The following is a 17807-nucleotide window of genomic DNA, read 5'->3' as shown; positions in this document are numbered from 1 at the left end:
CTCTTTCGTCTCCGCATTTCTTTTCACCGTCTTCAGGGCTTGCGACGCCTTGCACAGCAAAAAACCCGTCCTTATATACGCCGCACGTCCAAGGCTTCCGGGCCGCGGCACAACACGACAAGAGCATCCCTAGGGGCTGTCGCACGAATGCCTGACCGGGTTCCGACAGTCCGCTGCAAGGAGAGAACGACATGGCAAAAGTAATCGGTATCGATCTGGGAACGACCAACTCCTGCGTCGCCGTCATGGACGGCAAGGACGCGAAGGTCATCGAAAATGCGGAAGGCGCGCGCACGACGCCGTCCATGGTCGCCTTCTCGGATGATGGCGAGCGCCTCGTCGGCCAGCCGGCCAAGCGCCAGGCCGTCACCAATCCGGAAAACACCCTCTTCGCCGTGAAGCGCCTCATCGGCCGCCGCTACGAAGACCCGACCGTGACAAAGGACAAGGCCCTCGTGCCGTTCGAGATCGTCAAGGGCGATAACGGCGATGCCTGGGTCAAGGCCGGCGGCAAGAACCAGTCCCCGTCGCAGGTCTCGGCCATGATCCTTCAGAAGATGAAGGAAACAGCGGAATCCTACCTCGGTGAAAAGGTCACGCAGGCCGTCATCACCGTTCCCGCCTACTTCAACGACGCCCAGCGTCAGGCCACCAAGGATGCGGGCCGCATCGCCGGGCTCGACGTGCTGCGCATCATCAACGAGCCGACGGCAGCCGCGCTCGCCTACGGCCTCGACAAGACCGAAGGCAAGACGATCGCCGTCTACGACCTTGGCGGCGGCACGTTCGACGTCTCGGTTCTGGAAATCGGCGACGGCGTCTTCGAAGTGAAGTCGACCAACGGCGACACCTTCCTCGGTGGTGAAGACTTCGACATGCGTCTCGTCGAATATCTCGCCGGCGAGTTCAAGAAGGACCAGGGCATCGACCTGAAGAACGACAAGCTCGCGCTGCAGCGCCTCAAGGAAGCAGCCGAAAAGGCCAAGATCGAGCTGTCCTCCTCGCAGCAGACGGAAATCAACCTGCCCTTCATCACGGCGGATGCCTCCGGCCCGAAGCACCTGACGCTGAAGCTGACGCGTGCGAAGTTCGAAGCGCTGGTGGACGATCTGGTCCAGCGCACGATCGCGCCCTGCAAGGCGGCGCTCAAGGATGCCGGCGTTTCCGCGTCCGAGATCGACGAAGTCGTGCTGGTCGGCGGCATGAGCCGCATGCCCAAGGTGCAGGAAGTCGTCAAGCAGCTGTTCGGCAAGGAGCCGCACAAGGGCGTCAACCCGGATGAAGTCGTCGCGCTCGGCGCCGCCATCCAGGCCGGCGTTCTCCAGGGCGACGTCAAGGACGTCCTGCTGCTCGACGTGACCCCGCTGTCGCTCGGCATCGAAACGCTCGGTGGCGTCTTCACCCGTCTGATCGAACGTAACACGACGATCCCGACGAAGAAGAGCCAGACCTTCTCGACCGCGGAAGACAGCCAGTCGGCCGTCACCATCCGCGTGAGCCAGGGCGAGCGCGAAATGGCGCAGGACAACAAGCTGCTCGGCCAGTTCGACCTCGTCGGCATTCCGCCGGCACCGCGCGGCATTCCGCAGATCGAAGTCACCTTCGACATCGACGCGAACGGCATCGTCAACGTCTCGGCCAAGGACAAGGGCACCGGCAAGGAGCACCAGATCCGCATTCAGGCCTCGGGCGGTCTGTCCGACGCCGACATCGAGAAGATGGTCAAGGACGCCGAAGCCAATGCCGAGAGCGACAAGAAGCGTCGTGACGGCGTCGAGGCGAAGAACCAGGCCGAAAGCCTGATCCATTCGTCCGAGAAGTCGCTGAAGGAATATGGCGACAAGGTCACCGAAGCCGACCGCACCGCCATCTCCGACGCGATCGCCGCCCTGAAAACGTCGGTCGAGGCTTCCGAGCCGGACGCCGAGGACATCAAGGCCAAGACCCAGACGCTTCTGGAGGCCTCCATGAAGCTCGGTCAGGCGATGTACGAGTCGCAGCAGACCGACGCGGCCAATGCCGATGCCGCAGCCGACGCTGCGCGCGACAACGTCGTCGATGCCGACTACGAAGATGTCAGCGACGAAGACGACCGCAAGAAGTCCGCGTAAGGGGTCCAAGGGCCTCACGCCACGAAAAGGGGCCCGGAGCGAACGTTCCGGGCCTTTTTCGTGAGTGTCGAAAATCGACGCAGGCATGGATCTTGCCTTCATTTCGTCGAAAAAGCCGGAATCGGCGCGGATTCGCTATGGTATCGGAGGCCGGGATTTCCTAAATCCTTGTCAAGGGCATTCGGCGATACGACATCTGGCTCAAGGAAATCTGGCGACGACCGACGGCCGGTCCCGTCGCCGCGGTTCAACGGGATACGCGCGACCACATGAAACGTGATCTTTACGAAACACTCGGTGTTGCAAAGACGGCTGACGAGAAGGAGCTGAAAAGCGCCTTCCGCAAGCTGGCGATGAAATACCATCCGGACAAGAATCCGGGCGATGCGGAATCCGAGAAGACCTTCAAGGACATCAACCAGGCCTATGAAACGCTGAAGGACCCGCAGAAGCGGGCCGCCTACGACCGCTACGGCCACGCTGCGTTCGAGCAGGGCGGCATGGGCGGTGGCGGTGGTGCCGGCATGGGCGGTGGTGCGGCGGGCTTCTCGGATATCTTCGAGGACATTTTCGGCGAGATGATGGGCGGCGGACGCCAGCGCCAGCGCTCGTCCGGCGGCCGCGAACGCGGCGCCGATCTCCGCTACAACATGGAGATCACGCTGGAGGAGGCCTATGCCGGCAAGACCGCGCAGATCCGCGTCCCCACCTCGATCACCTGCGACGTCTGTTCGGGCTCGGGCGCCAAGCCCGGAACGAAGCCGACGACCTGCGGCACCTGTCAGGGCTCCGGCCGCGTGCGCGCCGCGCAAGGCTTCTTCTCGATCGAGCGGACCTGCCCGACCTGCCAGGGTCGCGGCACGATCATTCCCGATCCCTGCACCAAGTGCCACGGCCAGGGCCGCGTCACCGAAGAGCGCTCGTTGTCGGTCAACATCCCCGCCGGCATCGAGGACGGCACCCGCATCCGCCTGTCGGGCGAGGGCGAGGCCGGTCTTCGCGGCGGTCCCTCGGGCGATCTCTACATCTTCCTCTCGGTCAAGCCGCACGAGTTCTACCAGCGGGACGGTGCGGACCTCTATTGCAGCGTGCCGATTTCGATGACGACGGCGACGCTCGGCGGCAAGTTCGACGTGCAGACGCTCGACGGCACCAAGTCGCGCGTCACCGTTCCCGAGGGCACGCAGGCCGGCAAGCAGTTCCGCCTGAAGGGCAAGGGCATGCCGGTGCTGCGCTCGACGCAGGTGGGCGATCTCTACATCCAGATCGGCATCGAAACGCCGCAGAAGCTGACCAAGCGCCAGCGCGAGCTGCTCGAGGAATTCGCCGAGATCTCCTCCAAGGACAACAATCCCGAATCCGCCGGCTTCTTCGCTCGGATGAAGGAGTTCTTCGAGGGCTGATACGGACGGATATCATCGACAAGGGCCGGAAGCAGGACTGTTTCCGGCCTTTGTCATGAGGACGGACGTCATTGCCATGGCTTCGATCCGCCCCATCTCTTGGAGCCTGACGAAGACGATCGGTCCGTTTCAAGAGAGGATGCCCGCCATGACCTATGCGCTCTATTACTGGGACGGCCTTCCCGGTCGCGGCGAGTTCGTGCGGCTGGCGCTCGAGCAGGCGGGCGCCGCCTATATCGACATCGCCCGCCGGCAGGACGGTACCGACCGGATGCTGGAGATCATGGAGGACGATCGGGCCGATGCGCCGTTTGCGCCGCCATTCCTGAAGGACGGCGACCTGATCCTCTCGCAGACGGCCAATATCCTCTTCTATCTCGGACCCCGCCTCGGCCTCGCGCCGGAGAGCGAAGGCGAGCGCCACCGGCTGAACGCGCTGCAGATGACGATCGCCGATATGGTGACCGAGGCGCACGACACGCATCACCCCGTGGCGACCGGCCTCTACTACGAGGATCAGAAGCCGGAGGCGAAACGCCGTGCCGCCGATTTCCGCACGGCCCGCATCCCGAAATTCCTCGACCACTTCGAGCGCATGCTGTCGGCCAATCCCGCGGGGCCGCAGCATGTCATCGGCCATGCGCTCTCCTATGGCGACCTGTCGCTGCATCACCTGCTCGAAGGCCTGCACTATGCTTTTCCCCAAGCCATGACGGCCTATGGCGCGCGCTGGCCGCATCTCGAAGCGCTGCGCACCCGTGTGGCAAGCCTGCCGAACATCGCCGCCTACCGCGTCTCCGACCGGCGCATTCCCTTCAACGAATCCTGCATCTTCCGCCACTATCCCGAGCTCGACGGCATCGAGACCGGTGACGACGAATGAGCAAACCGACGGCGCGCGTCACGGTGCCAGTTACCAAGCCAGTTACCGTGCCCGTCACCGTGCCCGCCGCCGTGCTTGTCAGATATCGCAAGAGGGCTTAGAGCCGGACGGCATGCCGCAAAAAGTCTCCCTGTCCCGTCTGAAGCTCGGCGATTTCCGCAATTACGCGGCGCTTTCGCTCGATCTCGACGCACGCCATGTGGTGTTGACGGGCGAGAACGGCGCCGGCAAGACCAATCTCATGGAGGCCGTCTCCTTCCTGTCGCCGGGGCGGGGCCTGCGCCGTGCCGCCTATGCCGACGTGCCGCGCGTCGGCACCGCGGCGGGGTTTTCGATCTTCGCCGCCATCGAGGGCATGCAGGGCGATGTCGAGATCGGCACGGGGACGTTCGGGACCGAGGAGGGGCAGGCGCGCCGCCTGCGCCTCAACGGCACCAATGCCAAGGCGATCGACGAGCTTCTCGACCATCTGCGCGTCCTGTGGCTGACGCCCGCCATGGACGGGCTGTTCACCGGCGCCTCCGGCGACCGGCGCCGGTTTCTCGACCGGCTCGTCCTCTCGCTCGATCCGGACCACGGGCGGCGGGCCACCGATTTCGAGCGCGCCATGCGCAGCCGCAACAAGCTTCTTTCCGAGCCCGGCGCCGATCCGGTCTGGCTGACCGGGCTGGAGCGCCAGCTGGCCGAACTGGGCATCGCCATGGCACTCGCCCGCAACGAGATGCTCGGCCTGCTGGCAGCGCTCATCGACCGCAGCCCGGATGACGGGACGTTTCCGAAAGCCGATCTCGCTCTGTCGGGCTTCCTCGACGGCGAATGGCACCGCCCGGCCTTCGATCTGGAGGAGGAGTATCTGGAGCGGCTGCGCACCGGCCGCTGGCGCGACGGCGCCGCAGGGCGCACGCTCGAAGGCCCGCACCGCAGCGATCTCCTGATCCGCCACCGGGCGAAGGACATCGAGGCGGAGCGCTGCTCGACGGGCGAGCAGAAGGCGCTGCTCGTCGGTCTGGTGCTCGCGCATGCAAGGCTTGTGGCCGACCTCACGGGGCACGCGCCCGTGCTGCTGCTGGATGAAATCGCCGCGCATCTCGACGCCGGGCGCCGGGCGGCGCTGTTCGATATCGTCGACGATCTCGGCGGGCAGGCCTTCATGACCGGCACCGATCGTGCCATGTTTTCGGCGCTGGGCGATCGCGCCCAGTTTCTGACGGTTGCCGACGGGCAGGTTTTCGAAGGAGGGCCGGGGCATGGCTGAGCCGCTGACACGCCAGGAGATCGACCGCTATGCGCGCCATATCCTGCTGCCGGAAATCGGCGGGCAGGGGCAGCAGGCGCTGAAGGCGGCGCGCGTGCTGGTGGTCGGCGCGGGCGGCATCGGTGCCCCCGTCCTCCTCTACCTCGCCGCCGCCGGCATCGGCACGCTCGGTATCGTGGACGACGATGTCGTGTCGCTGTCGAACCTCCAGCGGCAGGTGGTCCACCAGACCGCAGCGGTCGGCACCCGCAAGGTGGAGAGCGCGCGGGACGCGGTGGCGCGGCTGAACCCGCATGTGACCGTTTGCCCGCTGCCGTTCCGGCTCACATCCGAGACCGTTTCCGAAACGCTCGCCGGCTACGATATCGTGGTCGATGGCTCGGACAATTTCGAGACGCGCTATCTCGTGGCCGAAGCGGCGGAAACCCTGCGCATCCCTCTCGTCACCGGCGCGGTCGGCCGCTTCGACGGGTCGCTGACGGTCCTCCTGCCGTGGACATCGGACGCCGGCGGCAGACCCGCGCCGCGCTACCGCGATCTCTTTCCCGCGCCGCCACCACCCGGCACGGTGCCCTCCTGCGCGGAGGCCGGCATCGTCGGCGCGCTGACCGGCGTCATCGGCACGCTGCAGGCCATGGAGGTGGTGAAGCTCGTCACCGGTGCCGGAGACCCCCTCGTCGGCCGCCTGCTGCTCTACGACGCGCTGGCCGCCCGGTTCGAGACCATCCGCTACAGGCGCCGCCGGGCGGATCTCTAATTGCGGCCCGGCAGCACCCGGTCCGGCGGGCGGTGGCCGTCGAAGAAGGTGCGGATGTTGATGATGACCTTCTCGCCCATGTCGACACGGCTTTCGAGCGTCGCCGAGCCCATGTGCGGCAGCAGCACGACCTTGCCTTCGGCGGCGAGCTTCACGAGTTTCGGGTTGATGGCCGGTTCGTTCTCGTAGACGTCGAGCCCGGCACCGGCGATGCGGCCCTCGCGCAGGCAGGCGATGAGCGCGGTCTCGTCCACGATGCCGCCGCGGGCGGTGTTGACGAGGTAGCTTGTCGGCTGCATGAGCTGCAGGCGGCGGGCCGAGAGAAGATGATAGGTCGCCGGCGTCGAGGGGCAGTTGACCGACACGAAGTCGACGCGGGCGAGCATCTGGTCGAGGCTGTCCCAATAGGTCGCCTCCAGCGCTGCTTCCGTCTCCGCGCTGACGCGATGCCGGTTGTGATAGTGGATGGAGAGGCCGAAGGCCTTGGCGCGGCGCGCGACGGCGGTGCCGATGCGGCCCATGCCGACGATGCCGATGCGCTTGCCGGAAATCCGCCGTCCGAGCATCCAGTTGGGCGACCAGCCGGCCCAGTCGTGGCGGCGGTCGGCGAGAATCGCGGCACCTTCCACGAGCCGCCGGGGTACGGCGAGAATGAGCGCCAGCGTCATGTCGGCCGTGTCCTCGGTGAGAACGGCGGGCGTGTTCGTCACCGTGATGCCGCGCCGCGCGGCGGCATCCACGTCGATATTGTCGACGCCGTTGGAAAAGCTCGCGATCAGCTTCAGCCGCGGCCCCGCCTGCTCGATCAGGCCAGCGTCGATGCGGTCGGTGACGGTGGGCACCAGCACGTCGGCATGGGCCATGGCGGCGGCCAGCGCCTCCTGGCTGCGCGGCGTGTCGTCGATGTTGAGTTCGGCGTCGAAGAGTTCGCGCATGCGGGTCTCGACGATATCGGGCAGCTTGCGGGTGATGTAGACCGTCGGCTTCTGTCTCTGCGTCATCGTCAAATCTCTCCCCGACCCGCGCCAGGCGGTGCATCGCGTTGACGGCTTCTTAACCAAGATGATGGATCGTATCCGCAGAGCGTTATCTAGCAGAGACGCACGGGAAGACCAACACAGCCTGCCTTCGAAGCGACCGGTGTGACCGGAGGTCTCGAGACCCTGCAGGCTTGACGTCTCGGAGCGACCTTCGCGTGTCCTGACCGACGCGCGGCGCTCCGGCCTCCGGTCGCTCCGCTGACGATGCCCACCCTGTTCGACCGGTTCGGAAAACGGATTTCGCCATGCGCCAGTTCCATCTCAATGTGATCGCGCAGCTCGGTGTGAAGGCGCGGCGGGCCGCCCGGCGCGGTCTCACGGCCGGCCTGCTTGCAGCCGTCGCGCTCTCCGGCATCGCAGATCCCGCAGGGGCGCAGGCGGCCAAGGGTGCGAGCGGCCTGCCGCTGCCACGCTTCGTCAGCCTGAAATCCAAGAGCGTCAACCTGCGCGTCGGTCCGAGCGTCGATTATGCGGTCTCCTGGCGCTACCTCAAGCCCGGCGTGCCGGTGGAGATCATCCAGGAATACGACAACTGGCGGCGCGTGCGCGATGCGGACGGTACGGAAGGCTGGGTCAACCAGGCGCTGCTCTCCGGCGCCCGCACGGCGCTGGCCGCCCCGTGGATGCGCGGCAAGGGGCAGGGCGTGCTGGTCAACATGCGCCGCGAGCCGCAATCCAACGCCAGCATCGTCGCCCGCGTCGAGCCGGGCGTGATGCTGCACATCGGCCAGTGCACCGGCGAATGGTGCAAGGCCGAAGCGCAAGGGGCGGAAGGCTGGATCGTCCAGACCGAGATCTGGGGCGCCTATCCCGGCGAGGCGTTCAAGTAAGACGGTTTCCGGTCCGATCGACCGGAAGCCGTATCACCCGCCGGAGCGGCCTCGACCGCTTACAGCAGGCCCGCTCTGGCCGCCGCGTCCTTCAGCGACAGCATCGGGCGGGGACCGACCTGCTCGATGACGATGCCGGCGGCAAGGCTGCCGAGCTTGCCGCAGATGTCGAGCGGCTTGCCCGCGGTGTAGCCGAACAGGAAGCCTGCGGCATAGAGATCGCCGGCACCCGTCGTGTCCACGACGCGCGCAACTTTGGTCGCCTCGATCCTGATCCGCTCCTCGCCCCGCACGATGATCGAGCCTTCCTCGCTCATCGTCACCGCCGCCAGGCGGCAATCCCGCGAAAGCCGGGTCAGCGCCTCGGAGAAGTCCTCCGTCTCGTAGAGCGCCAGCGCCTCGGCCCGGTTGGCGAAGACGATATCCACCGTGCCGCTCGTCATCAGCTCCAGGAATTCGGCGCGGTAGCGGTTGACGCAGAAACTGTCGGACAGGGTCATGGAGACCTCCCGGCCGTTCTCGTGCGCGATGCGCGCCGCATCGCGGATGGCCTCCTTGGCGCGCGGCGGATCCCAGAGATAGCCCTCGAAATAGGTAACGGCCGCATGGGCGACGACATCCGGTTCGACGTCTTCCGGGCCGAGCTCGACGCAGGCGCCAAGATAGGTGTTCATGGAGCGCTCGCCGTCCTCGGTCACGAAGATCATGGAGCGCGCCGTCGGCGGAAACGTGTCGAGCGGCTGCGTGCGGAAATGCACGCCCTGCGCCTGGATGTCGTGGGTGAAGATCTCGCCCAGCTGGTCGTTGGCGATCTTGCCGAAATAGGCGGCCCTGCCGCCGAGGCTGGCAATGCCGGCCGCCGTATTGCCGGCGCTGCCGCCGGAGGCTTCGAGCGCCGGGCCCATGCGCGAATAGAGAAGCTCTGCGCGCTCGGCGTCGATGAGGTTCATCGCGCTCTTGATGATGCCGTTGTCGGTCAGAAACCGCTCTTCGCAGCGTGCGATAATATCGACGATGGCATTGCCGATCGTCAGGACGTCGAATGTGGTCATGAACCCCGCCTGGAAAAACACTGTGGCCGGGGTTCGGTCTTACGCGAATTCCCGCACTTTGGAAGATCCTATCGGCCTGCGACCTCTCGTGCGACGCTTTCCGCGTGCAAATGTCGCGTTGCGGACGACAGGGTCGGCATGGCATATCGTTCGCCTGTCTCCCGCAAGGAGGCCGCCTTTCGGCCGGCGAAAGCGTTCGGGAGACGGGCCCTTTCGAAATGCGGCTTGCGACGGGAGCCTGGGGAAAACGGAGTGCGTTCATGACGGCCACGATCTCATCGGAGCCAGACGCGACGGACGAACCAGGGGCCAGCGGGCTTTCGGCGCGCCTGAACCTCGTTCTTGCAGCGGCCTGCGGCCTCATCGTCGCGAACCTCTATTACGCCCAGCCGCTCGTCGGGCCGATCGGTGCCGCGCTCGGCCTGTCGCCGGATGCGGCAGGGCTGATCGTCATGCTGACGCAGCTCGGCTACGGCCTCGGCCTGCTGCTGATCGTGCCGCTGGGCGATCTCTTCGAGAACCGCAAGCTGATCCTCGTGATGCTCGGCCTGTCCATTCTGGCCGTGCTGTCGGCCGGCCTGTTGACGCAGGTGGTGGCCTTTCTGGTCGCCGCCTTCGCCATCGGGCTTTGCTGCGTGGCCGTGCAGATCATCGTTCCCTATGCGGCGCAGATGGTGCCGGCGGCCGAGCGCGGCCGCGCGGTCGGCAATGTCATGAGCGGCCTGATGGTCGGCATCATGCTGGCCCGCCCGGTCTCGAGCTTCATCGCCGCCTTCCTGCCGTGGCACATGGTCTTCGTGCTCTCGGCCCTTGCCATGACCGGCCTTGCGCTCTTCCTCGGCCGCGTCCTGCCGCGCCGCGTGCCGACGTCGCGCCTTCGCTACGGCGCGCTGATCGGCTCGCTGCCGCGGCTGTTTGCGACGCAACCCGTGCTGCGCCGGCGTGCGGCCTATCAGGGCTGCATGTTCGCCGCCTTCAGCGTCTTCTGGACGGTGACGCCGCTGCTCTTGTCGAGCCCGGCCTTCGGCCTGTCGCAGGTCGGCATCGCCTTGTTCGCGCTTGCAGGGGCGGCCGGGGCGCTGGCAGCCCCCATCGCCGGACGTCTGGCCGACCGGGGCCTGAGCTTTGCCGCCACCCGCATCGCGCTCGTCTGCGGCGCCTGCGCCTTCCTCGTCACGCATCTCGCGCCGGAGGGCTCGACCGTCGCCCTCGCCGTGCTGACGCTTGCCGCCATCGGCCTCGATTTCGCCGTGTCCACGACCCTTGTTCTTGGACAGCGGGCGATCTTCGTGCTGGGCGACGCGCATCGCAGCCGGCTGAACGGGCTCTTCATGGCGAGCTTCTTCCTGTGCGGCGCGCTGGGGTCGGCCGCCGGTGCCTGGCTCTACGGACATTACGGCTGGTGGGGCGCCTCGCTCCTCGGCTTCGCCCTGCCGGCCGCAGGCCTGCTCTACAGCCTCACCGAGCGGCGATAAGCGTCAGAACACCTGCGGTGGCAGGGCGACCAGCGGCGCCGGGATGGTGCTGGTCTTCTCCGCCGCCTTGCAGAGATCCGCGATGATACAGTGCTCGCATTCGGGACGCCGCGCCTTGCAGGTGTAGCGTCCGTGCAGGATCAGCCAGTGGTGGGCATGGTAGAGGTAATGGTTGGGGATGACCCGGACAAGGTGGTCCTCGACCTGATCCGGCGTCTTGCCCGGCGCAAGGCCGATGCGGTTGGCGATGCGGAAGATATGCGTATCCACCGCGATCGTCGCCTGACCGAAGGCCATGGAGAGCACGACATTGGCCGTCTTGCGCCCGACGCCGGGCAGCGTCACCAGCTCGTCCCGGTCGGGCGGCACCTCTCCGCCGAAATTCTCGACCAGCATGCGGCTGAGCGCGATGACGTTCTTCGCCTTGTTGCGATAGAGCCCGATGGTGCGGATATGCTCGCGCACCGCATCCTCGCCGAGCGCCAGCATCTTTTCCGGCGTATCCGCCACGGCAAAGAGCGCCTTCGTCGCCTTGTTCACCCCCACATCCGTCGCCTGCGCCGACAGCGCCACCGCGACCACCAGCGTGAACGGGTTGACGTAGTTCAGCTCGCCCTTGGGCTCCGGCCGCTGCACGGAGAACCGGCGGAAGATCTCCTCGACCTCCGCGCCGGTATAGGCGCTCTTCGGCCTGCGCGGCTTGGCCGTCGCTTTGGACATGCGCGGCTTTGACGCTGGCTGGAGGGCCGCAAGCTTCACGGATTTCGGTTTCGGCTCTGTCATGTCTTCTCTATACTGGCGTGCCATGAACGATGGCAACGCCGACATGCGCCCTGCTGACAAGCCGGTTTTCGCCGCCGAGCTGACGCCCTATCGCTCGCTCGGCGGCAAGGGCCTGCGCGTCGTCTTCCTCATCGCCGCGCTGATGAGCCTCGTCCATGTCTTCGTGTTCCTCGTCATCGGTGCCTGGCCCGTCGTGTTCTTCTTCGGGCTGGATTTTGCGGGCCTGTTCGGCGCCTTCTGGCTCAACAACCGCGCGGCCGGCATGCGCGAGGAGGTCAGCATTTCGCGCGACGATGTCGCCGTGCGCAAGTTCGCCGCCAGCGGCCGCATGACCGAGCACCGGTTCCATCCGGTCTGGACCCGCTTCGACGTCGCCCGCCATGACGAGATCGGCATCGTCTCCATGCATGTCCGCGACCGGCGCCAGGCGACGGATATCGGCTCCTTCCTCAATCGCGACGATCGCGAGACCTTCGCCACCGCCTTTTCCCGCGCCCTGGCGACGGTGAAGCGGCGGGTGTGAGAGCGGAAATCGGGTGGCGGCGACGGCCGGGATGTGATGGTCTCGGCCCCGCGCTTATCTGCGCGCCGCCCGTGAGAGGGCGAAGGAGGAGACGATGATGACGATCATGCCGCGCCTGACGACGGAGATCACGCCCGAGGGCACCGATTACGAAACCGTCTGCCGCGTGGTGGAGCTGCTGACCGACGATTACCGCGACCAGCCGGGTCTCGACGACATCGCCGCGCGGCTCGGGCAGTCGCCGACGCATCTGCAGCGCACCTTCACCCGCTGGGCGGGCCTCTCGCCGAAAGCCTTTCTGCAGGCCGTGACGCTCGACCATGCCAAGCGCCTGCTCGGCCGTGAAGGCCTGCCGCTGCTGGAGGCGAGCCTCGAGCTCGGACTGTCCGGCCCGGGGCGGCTGCACGACCTGTTCGTCACGCACGAGGCGATGTCGCCAGGCGAATGGAAACTGCGGGGCGGGGGCCTGACCATCCGCTACGGCTTCCACCCGTCGCCCTTCGGCACGGCGCTGATCATGGTCACGGAGCGGGGCCTCGCCGGCCTCGCCTTCAACGATGCGGGGCAGGAGCGCGAGAGTTTTGCGGATATGGCCGGGCGCTGGCCGAACGCGACCTATGTCGAGGACATCGCGGCCACCACACCCTATGCCGCGCGGATTTTCGAGGCCGACCGCTGGGAGGCCGAGCAGCCGCTGCGGGTCGTGCTGATCGGCTCGGATTTTCAGGTGCGGGTCTGGCAGGCTTTGCTCGACATTCCCATGGGACGGGCCGAGACCTATTCGGCGATCGCCGGCCGCATCGGTCAGCCCAAGGCCTCGCGCGCCGTGGGCGCCGCCATCGGCCGCAACCCCATCTCCTTCGTGGTCCCCTGCCACCGCGCCCTCGGCAAGAGCGGCGCACTCACCGGCTATCACTGGGGCCTGACGCGCAAGCGCGCCATGCTCGGCTGGGAGGCGGGAAAGGTATAGGCGTCAGCGAGGCTTCCTGCTTTCGTCATCCTCGGGCTTGTCCCGAGGATCCGGTGAAGCGGCCTTCCGTCGTCGACGGTGCGGCTCGTCTGGCCGGCGGCAGATCCTCGGGACAAGCCCGAGGATGACGGTCAGGGGAGGTAGGCGGGCGTCAGTGCGCGCCGGACATGTCGCCCAGGACCTCTTTCGACGCGACGGTCGAATCGGCGTTGAGCGTGTAGACCATGGGGACGCCGGTTGCGAGGTTGAGCTTCAGGATCTCGTCCTTCGTCAGGCGGTCGAGCACCATGACCAGCGCGCGCAGCGAATTGCCGTGGGCGGCGACGAGGACCGTCTGGCCCTTGAGCACGCGCGGCAGGATCTCGGTGAGGTAGTAGGGCCAGACGCGGGCGCCGGTGTCGCGCAGGCTTTCGCCGCCCGGAGGGGGCACGTCGTAGGAGCGGCGCCAGATATGCACCTGCTCCTCGCCCCACTTGGCGCGGGCGTCGTCCTTGTTGAGGCCGGAGAGGTCGCCATAGTCGCGCTCGTTGAGCGCCTGATCGCGGATGGTTTCGAGGTCGGGCTGGCCGACGGCGTCGAGAATGATCTTCAGCGTCTTCTGCGCGCGCGTGAGGTCGGAGGTGAAGGCGATGTCGTATGTGAGGCCGGTGGCGGCGAGCGCCTTGCCGCCGGTCTCGGCTTCCTCGATCCCGAGCGGGGTCAGGTCGGGGTCCTTCCAGCCGGTGAAGAGGTTCTTCAGGTTCCATTCGCTCTGGCCGTGACGCACCAGGACAAGCGTGCCGCTCATGATCGTTCATTCCTCATTGTGTGTTTCAGTCGGGCAAAAGGGCGGACGAAGGGAGGCGACGGGCTCAGGCCGTCAGCCCCAGCACGTCCAGCATGGAATAGGAACCGGGCTTCTGCGACCGCGCCCAGAGGGCGGCCGTCACGGCGCCGCGTGCGAAGATCGAGCGGTCGGTCGCCGAATGGGACAGCGTCACGCTCTCGCCCTCGCCGGCGAGGATGACCGAGTGTTCTCCGATGACCGAACCGCCGCGCAGCGTCGCAAAGCCGATCGTGCCCTCGGGTCGCGGGCCCGTATGGCCGTCGCGCACGCGCACGGACTGGCTTTCGAGGTCGATGCCGCGGCCGCGCGCGGCCGCTTCGCCGAGAAGCAGCGCCGTGCCGGACGGCGCGTCCACCTTGTGCCTGTGGTGCATTTCGAGGATTTCGAGATCCCATCCGGCGGCGGGCAGGGCGCGGGCGGCCTGCTGCACGAGAACGCCGAGCAGATTGACGCCGAGGCTCATATTGCCGGACTTGACCACGCGCGCATGGCGGGCGGCGGCATCGAACCGCGCTTCGTCGGCGGGCGAGCATCCGGTCGTGCCGATGACGTGGACGATGCGGGCCTGGGCGGCGAGCCCGGAAAATTCGACGCTGGCAGCCGGTGCCGTGAAGTCGAGGACGCCTTCGGCCTCGACGAAGGCGCGCAGCGGATCGTCCGTCACGAGGATGCCCGTGGGGCCGAGGCCCGCGATCTCGCCGGCATCCCGCCCGATGAAGGCCGAGCCCGAACGCTCGACGGCGGCCGACAGCGTGACGCCCGGCATGGCGTGGATCGTGCGGATCAGCGTCTGGCCCATGCGGCCCGCCGCGCCGACCACGACGAGTTTCATGTCCGCAGTGCTCATGTCGGCGCTCATGGCGTCTTTTCCGTGCTGTCGACCCGCTCTTCGCCGGCGACCAGATCTTCGATGGTGGCAGCCGACTGGCTGCCCTGGAGATTGTGAAGGCGAGCGTAAAGCCCGTCCTTGCGATCCGCAAGCTCCGTATGCGAGCCTTCCTCGACCACCAGACCGTCGCGCATGACGATGATCTTGTCGGCATTGACGATGGTGGAGAGCCGGTGCGCGATCACCACGACGGTCCGGCCGTCCATGGCATGGTCGAGCGCCTTCTGCACGGCGGATTCCGATTCGGTGTCGAGCGAGGACGTCGCCTCGTCGAGCAGCAGGATCGGCGCGCGCCGCACGAGCGCGCGGGCGATCGAGAGGCGCTGGCGCTGGCCGCCCGAGAGGGTCACGCCGTTTTCGCCGACCGGCGTGTCGTAGCCCTGCGGCTGGGCGAGGATGAAGTCGTGCGCATAGGCAAGCCGGGCCGCCTCGTACACCTCTTCGTCGGTCGCCTCCGGCCGGCCGTAGCGGATGTTGTCGCCGATCGAGCCTTCGAAGAGATAGGGCTGCTGCGAGACATAGGCGAGCCCGTTGCGCAGCGACAGCTTCGTGATGTGGGCGATGTCCTGACCGTCGATCAGGATCTCGCCGACGGAGGGATCGTAGAAGCGCGGAATGAGGCTGATGACCGTCGATTTGCCCGCGCCCGAGGGGCCGACCAGCGCCGTGGTTTTGCCGCCTTCGGCCACGAAGCTGACCCCCTTGAGGATCTCCTCGCCATTGCCATAGGCGAAATGGACGTTGTTGAAGGTGATCGTCGCCGAGGACACGTCCAGGGCCTTGGCATCCGGCTGGTCGCGCTGGTGCGGCACCGTGTCGAGCACCTCGTAGATCATCCGCGCATTGACCGCGGCGCGCTCCAGCGACACCTGCAGGCGCGCGAGCCGCCGGGCCGGATCATAGGCCATCAGCAGGGCGGTGACGAAGGAGAAGAAGGCGCCGGGCGGCACGTTGTCGTAGATCGAGCGGAAGGCGGCATAGCCGAGAACACTGGCGATGGCGAAGCCCGCAAAGGTCTCCGTCATCGGCGCAGTGCGCTCGGACAGGCGGGCGATGCGGTTCGCGCGGTTCTCCGCCCGCTGGATGATCGCCTCGACCTTGCCCTTCAGCTGGTCCTCCATGGTGAAGGCCTTGACGATCGTGATCCCCTGGATCGTCTCCTGCATGGCGCCGAGCACGTGGCTGTTGATCTCGACCGATTCGCGCGTCGCATTGCGCAGCCGGCGCGAGACGTAGCGCAGGCCGATCAGCAGCGGCGGCGCGATGAGGAAGACGATGATCGTCAGCACCCAGTCCTTGCCGAGCATGACGCCGATCAGCGCGATCAGGGTCAGGAGATCGCGCGCGATCGAGGTGACCGTCATGTTGAGCACGTCGCGGATGCCGGACACGTTCTGGCTGATCTTGGCGGAGATGCGGGCCGAGCGGGCATCGGTGAAATAGCCGACACTGAGCGCCATCAGGTGCGAATACAGCCGGCGCTGATAGCTGGCGACGATATTGTTGCCGATCTTCGACAGGGCGACCGCCTGCCCGTAGGTGGCGAAGCCGCGCACGACGAAGGCGACGAAGATGGCGGCGCAGATGATGAGCACCATGTCGGCGCGCTTGTTGGCGAAGGCCTCGTTGACCACGGCTTCCATGATCCAGGCCGTGAACGCCGTGGACGCCGCGACCAGCGCGAGGCAGGCGATGGCGAACAGATAGCCCTTGATATGTGCCCGCCCGTTCTCCCGCGCGACCCGCTTGAGCACGCTGGTGATCGTCTCGGCGTCCACTGGCGTGTGCTTCTTCTTCTGATCTTTCAAAAGCTCTTTCCCTGACCGGGCGGTCCTTCGATCGGATGCTTGCGCCGCGCTCTATAGTGCCTCTGGAGCCGTTTGGCGAGTCTCGGCCCTTTTGGGGTCCGGTCAGTCCTTCCAGTGGCGCCCGGTGGTGGCCACGCCGAAGCGCGCCGGGGTCTGCGCGAAGGCCGCAAGGCCGGCGAGAGCGGCGAAGGGATGGGTGACCACATAGGTCGGGATCGAGCGCATCAGCGCCGAATGCGGCGCCTTGTCCTCGAAGGCGGCGCGGAATTCCGGCTGCTGCAGGGCGGGCAGGATCTTCTGCGAGATGCCGCCGGCGAGATAGACGCCGCCGCGCGCCATGAAGATCAGCGCCATGTCGCCCGCCACGCGGCCGAGATAGCCGGCAAAGAGCGACAGCGTCTCGACGCAGGCCGCGTCCGTGCCGGCAAGGGCCGCCGAGGTCACGTCGGCCGGGTCGGTGTGTTCGGGCGTCAGCCCGTCCGTGTGGCAGATCGCCTGATAGATGTTGACGATGCCGCGGCCGCAGAGCAGCTGCTCGGCCGAGATCCGGCCCTCGATCGTCTCCAGATGCGGCCAGAGGGCGGTATCGCGCGGCGTGCGCGGGCCGATATCCACATGGCCGCCCTCGCCGGGCACCGGGAAATAGGTGGCATGCGTGTGCAGGAGCCCGGCCACGCCGAGGCCCGTGCCGGGGCCAAGCACCGCGCAGGAGGCGCTTTCCAGGGGCGTGCCGGTGCCGATCTGCGCGCAGTCGGTCTTGGCGATGGCGGCCACGGCCAGCGCCTGCGCCTCGAAATCGTTGAGAACGATGACGTCCGACAGGCCGAGCGTCGCGATCATGTCGGCCGGCGTGATGACCCAGCCGGCATTGGTCAGCGGGATCGCGTCGCCCTTGACCGGGGCGGCGACGGCGATGATGGCCGAGCGCGGGCGCTGGGCGGCGTGCGGAAGAATGCTGGTTTCGAGCGCGGCCTGAATGCTCGGATAACCCCCGGTCGGCACCACGGGAAACACCACCGGCTCCGACGTCGCATCGTTCAGCAGCGCGAAACGGGCATTGGTGCCGCCGATATCGCCGATCAGGATGGGAAAGGCGAGACCGGGAACCGTTTCTGCAGACGCGGACATGAAACCTCCTGAGGGATCGGGCTATGGGGATCGGGCGACCGGGATCAGCGGGCGGAAAGCGCTTCGCATGTTTT

The 17807-nt window shown here is 66.9% G+C and carries 16 protein-coding genes; 9 read left to right on the top strand and 7 right to left on the bottom strand.

From position 1 onward, the window contains the following. Positions 1–191: 191 nt before the first annotated feature. From dnaK to moeB, 5 genes are all read left to right on the top strand, one after another. Positions 192–2111, top strand: coding sequence for a molecular chaperone DnaK (dnaK, locus tag LRX75_RS13955; protein WP_231815317.1), 1920 nt, complete (start codon positions 192–194; stop codon positions 2109–2111). 269 nt (positions 2112–2380) lie between these two features. Beyond that, entirely contained in the window at positions 2381–3514 is a 1134-nt protein-coding gene (dnaJ, locus tag LRX75_RS13950; protein ID WP_110727601.1) for a molecular chaperone DnaJ, read from the top strand. Between the two features lie 148 nt (positions 3515–3662). Continuing rightward, on the top strand, positions 3663–4397 hold the full coding sequence (locus LRX75_RS13945) for a glutathione S-transferase (protein ID WP_231815315.1): 735 nt from the start codon (positions 3663–3665) through the stop codon (positions 4395–4397). Between the two features lie 112 nt (positions 4398–4509). After that, the gene (gene recF / locus LRX75_RS13940; protein WP_231815313.1) at positions 4510–5652 is read left to right on the top strand and encodes a DNA replication/repair protein RecF; all 1143 of its coding nucleotides are present in this window, start codon (positions 4510–4512) and stop codon (positions 5650–5652) included. Beyond that, positions 5645–6409, top strand: coding sequence for a molybdopterin-synthase adenylyltransferase MoeB (gene moeB / locus LRX75_RS13935; protein ID WP_231815311.1), 765 nt, complete (start codon positions 5645–5647; stop codon positions 6407–6409). The genes recF and moeB overlap by 8 nt, the downstream gene beginning before the upstream one ends. Here the strand turns inward: moeB and LRX75_RS13930 are convergent. Further along, positions 6406–7410, bottom strand: coding sequence for a 2-hydroxyacid dehydrogenase (locus LRX75_RS13930; protein WP_231815309.1), 1005 nt, complete (start codon positions 7408–7410; stop codon positions 6406–6408). The genes moeB and LRX75_RS13930 overlap by 4 nt on opposite strands. Before the next feature lie 284 nt (positions 7411–7694). Between LRX75_RS13930 and LRX75_RS13925 the strand changes: the two genes are divergently transcribed. Beyond that, on the top strand, positions 7695–8279 hold the full coding sequence (locus LRX75_RS13925) for an SH3 domain-containing protein (protein ID WP_231815306.1): 585 nt from the start codon (positions 7695–7697) through the stop codon (positions 8277–8279). Positions 8280–8338: 59 nt separating this feature from the next. Here LRX75_RS13925 and LRX75_RS13920 read toward each other — a convergent pair whose 3' ends face one another. Continuing rightward, positions 8339–9331, bottom strand: a complete 993-nt coding sequence (locus LRX75_RS13920; protein WP_231815304.1) for an adenosine kinase — start codon at positions 9329–9331, stop codon at positions 8339–8341. Between the two features lie 260 nt (positions 9332–9591). Here LRX75_RS13920 and LRX75_RS13915 point away from each other — a divergent pair, with 260 nt between their 5' ends. Further along, positions 9592–10806, top strand: coding sequence for an MFS transporter (locus tag LRX75_RS13915; RefSeq protein WP_231815303.1), 1215 nt, complete (start codon positions 9592–9594; stop codon positions 10804–10806). Between the two features lie 3 nt (positions 10807–10809). Here the strand turns inward: LRX75_RS13915 and nth are convergent, their stop codons facing one another. After that, positions 10810–11526: an endonuclease III gene (nth, locus tag LRX75_RS13910; protein WP_420851205.1), complete on the bottom strand. Its 717-nt coding sequence runs from the start codon at positions 11524–11526 to the stop codon at positions 10810–10812. An 85-nt stretch (positions 11527–11611) separates the two neighbouring features. Between nth and LRX75_RS13905 the strand changes: the two genes are divergently transcribed. Together LRX75_RS13905 and LRX75_RS13900 are read left to right on the top strand one after the other, a co-directional pair. After that, positions 11612–12112: a DUF2244 domain-containing protein gene (locus tag LRX75_RS13905; RefSeq protein WP_231815299.1), complete on the top strand. Its 501-nt coding sequence runs from the start codon at positions 11612–11614 to the stop codon at positions 12110–12112. 97 nt (positions 12113–12209) lie between these two features. Beyond that, a complete protein-coding gene (locus LRX75_RS13900) occupies positions 12210–13082 on the top strand; it encodes a methylated-DNA--[protein]-cysteine S-methyltransferase (RefSeq protein WP_231815468.1) in 873 nt (290 codons plus the stop codon). A 151-nt stretch (positions 13083–13233) separates the two neighbouring features. Here the strand turns inward: LRX75_RS13900 and LRX75_RS13895 are convergent, their stop codons facing one another. The 4 genes from LRX75_RS13895 to LRX75_RS13880 all read right to left on the bottom strand — a co-directional run bounded on the left by LRX75_RS13895 (position 13234) and on the right by LRX75_RS13880 (position 17733). Then, entirely contained in the window at positions 13234–13869 is a 636-nt protein-coding gene (locus LRX75_RS13895) for a 2,3-bisphosphoglycerate-dependent phosphoglycerate mutase (RefSeq protein WP_231815297.1), read from the bottom strand. Positions 13870–13933: 64 nt separating this feature from the next. Further along, positions 13934–14755 (bottom strand): 4-hydroxy-tetrahydrodipicolinate reductase, encoded by an 822-nt coding sequence (gene dapB, locus LRX75_RS13890; protein WP_231815294.1) that lies wholly within the window; start codon positions 14753–14755, stop codon positions 13934–13936. 8 nt (positions 14756–14763) lie between these two features. After that, entirely contained in the window at positions 14764–16605 is a 1842-nt protein-coding gene (locus tag LRX75_RS13885) for an ABC transporter ATP-binding protein (protein WP_231815291.1), read from the bottom strand. Between the two features lie 102 nt (positions 16606–16707). Next, positions 16708–17733: a glucokinase gene (locus LRX75_RS13880; protein WP_231815289.1), complete on the bottom strand. Its 1026-nt coding sequence runs from the start codon at positions 17731–17733 to the stop codon at positions 16708–16710. Between the last annotated feature and the right edge of the window lie 74 nt (positions 17734–17807).

This window comes from Rhizobium quercicola, from assembly GCF_021168455.1.
Taxonomy (GTDB): Bacteria; Pseudomonadota; Alphaproteobacteria; order Rhizobiales; family Rhizobiaceae; genus Ferranicluibacter; species Ferranicluibacter quercicola.
The sequence above is the reverse complement of the archived record's forward strand: the minus strand, read 5'-3'. Positions and strand labels throughout refer to the sequence as shown.

Bases quoted from the DNA above. Each gene is read 5' to 3' on its own strand.
- dnaK (WP_231815317.1), top strand. From the start codon at position 192: ATGGCAAAAGTAATCGGTATCGATCTGGGAACGACCAACTCCTGCGTC.
- dnaJ (WP_110727601.1), top strand. From the start codon at position 2,381: ATGAAACGTGATCTTTACGAAACACTCGGTGTTGCAAAGACGGCTGAC.
- LRX75_RS13945 (WP_231815315.1), top strand. From the start codon at position 3,663: ATGACCTATGCGCTCTATTACTGGGACGGCCTTCCCGGTCGCGGCGAG.
- recF (WP_231815313.1), top strand. From the start codon at position 4,510: ATGCCGCAAAAAGTCTCCCTGTCCCGTCTGAAGCTCGGCGATTTCCGC.
- moeB (WP_231815311.1), top strand. From the start codon at position 5,645: ATGGCTGAGCCGCTGACACGCCAGGAGATCGACCGCTATGCGCGCCAT.
- LRX75_RS13930 (WP_231815309.1), bottom strand. From the start codon at position 7,410: ATGACGCAGAGACAGAAGCCGACGGTCTACATCACCCGCAAGCTGCCC.
- LRX75_RS13925 (WP_231815306.1), top strand. From the start codon at position 7,695: ATGCGCCAGTTCCATCTCAATGTGATCGCGCAGCTCGGTGTGAAGGCG.
- LRX75_RS13920 (WP_231815304.1), bottom strand. From the start codon at position 9,331: ATGACCACATTCGACGTCCTGACGATCGGCAATGCCATCGTCGATATT.
- LRX75_RS13915 (WP_231815303.1), top strand. From the start codon at position 9,592: ATGACGGCCACGATCTCATCGGAGCCAGACGCGACGGACGAACCAGGG.
- nth (WP_420851205.1), bottom strand. From the start codon at position 11,526: ATGTCCAAAGCGACGGCCAAGCCGCGCAGGCCGAAGAGCGCCTATACC.
- LRX75_RS13905 (WP_231815299.1), top strand. From the start codon at position 11,612: ATGAACGATGGCAACGCCGACATGCGCCCTGCTGACAAGCCGGTTTTC.
- LRX75_RS13900 (WP_231815468.1), top strand. From the start codon at position 12,210: ATGACGATCATGCCGCGCCTGACGACGGAGATCACGCCCGAGGGCACC.
- LRX75_RS13895 (WP_231815297.1), bottom strand. From the start codon at position 13,869: ATGAGCGGCACGCTTGTCCTGGTGCGTCACGGCCAGAGCGAATGGAAC.
- dapB (WP_231815294.1), bottom strand. From the start codon at position 14,755: ATGAGCACTGCGGACATGAAACTCGTCGTGGTCGGCGCGGCGGGCCGC.
- LRX75_RS13880 (WP_231815289.1), bottom strand. From the start codon at position 17,733: ATGTCCGCGTCTGCAGAAACGGTTCCCGGTCTCGCCTTTCCCATCCTG.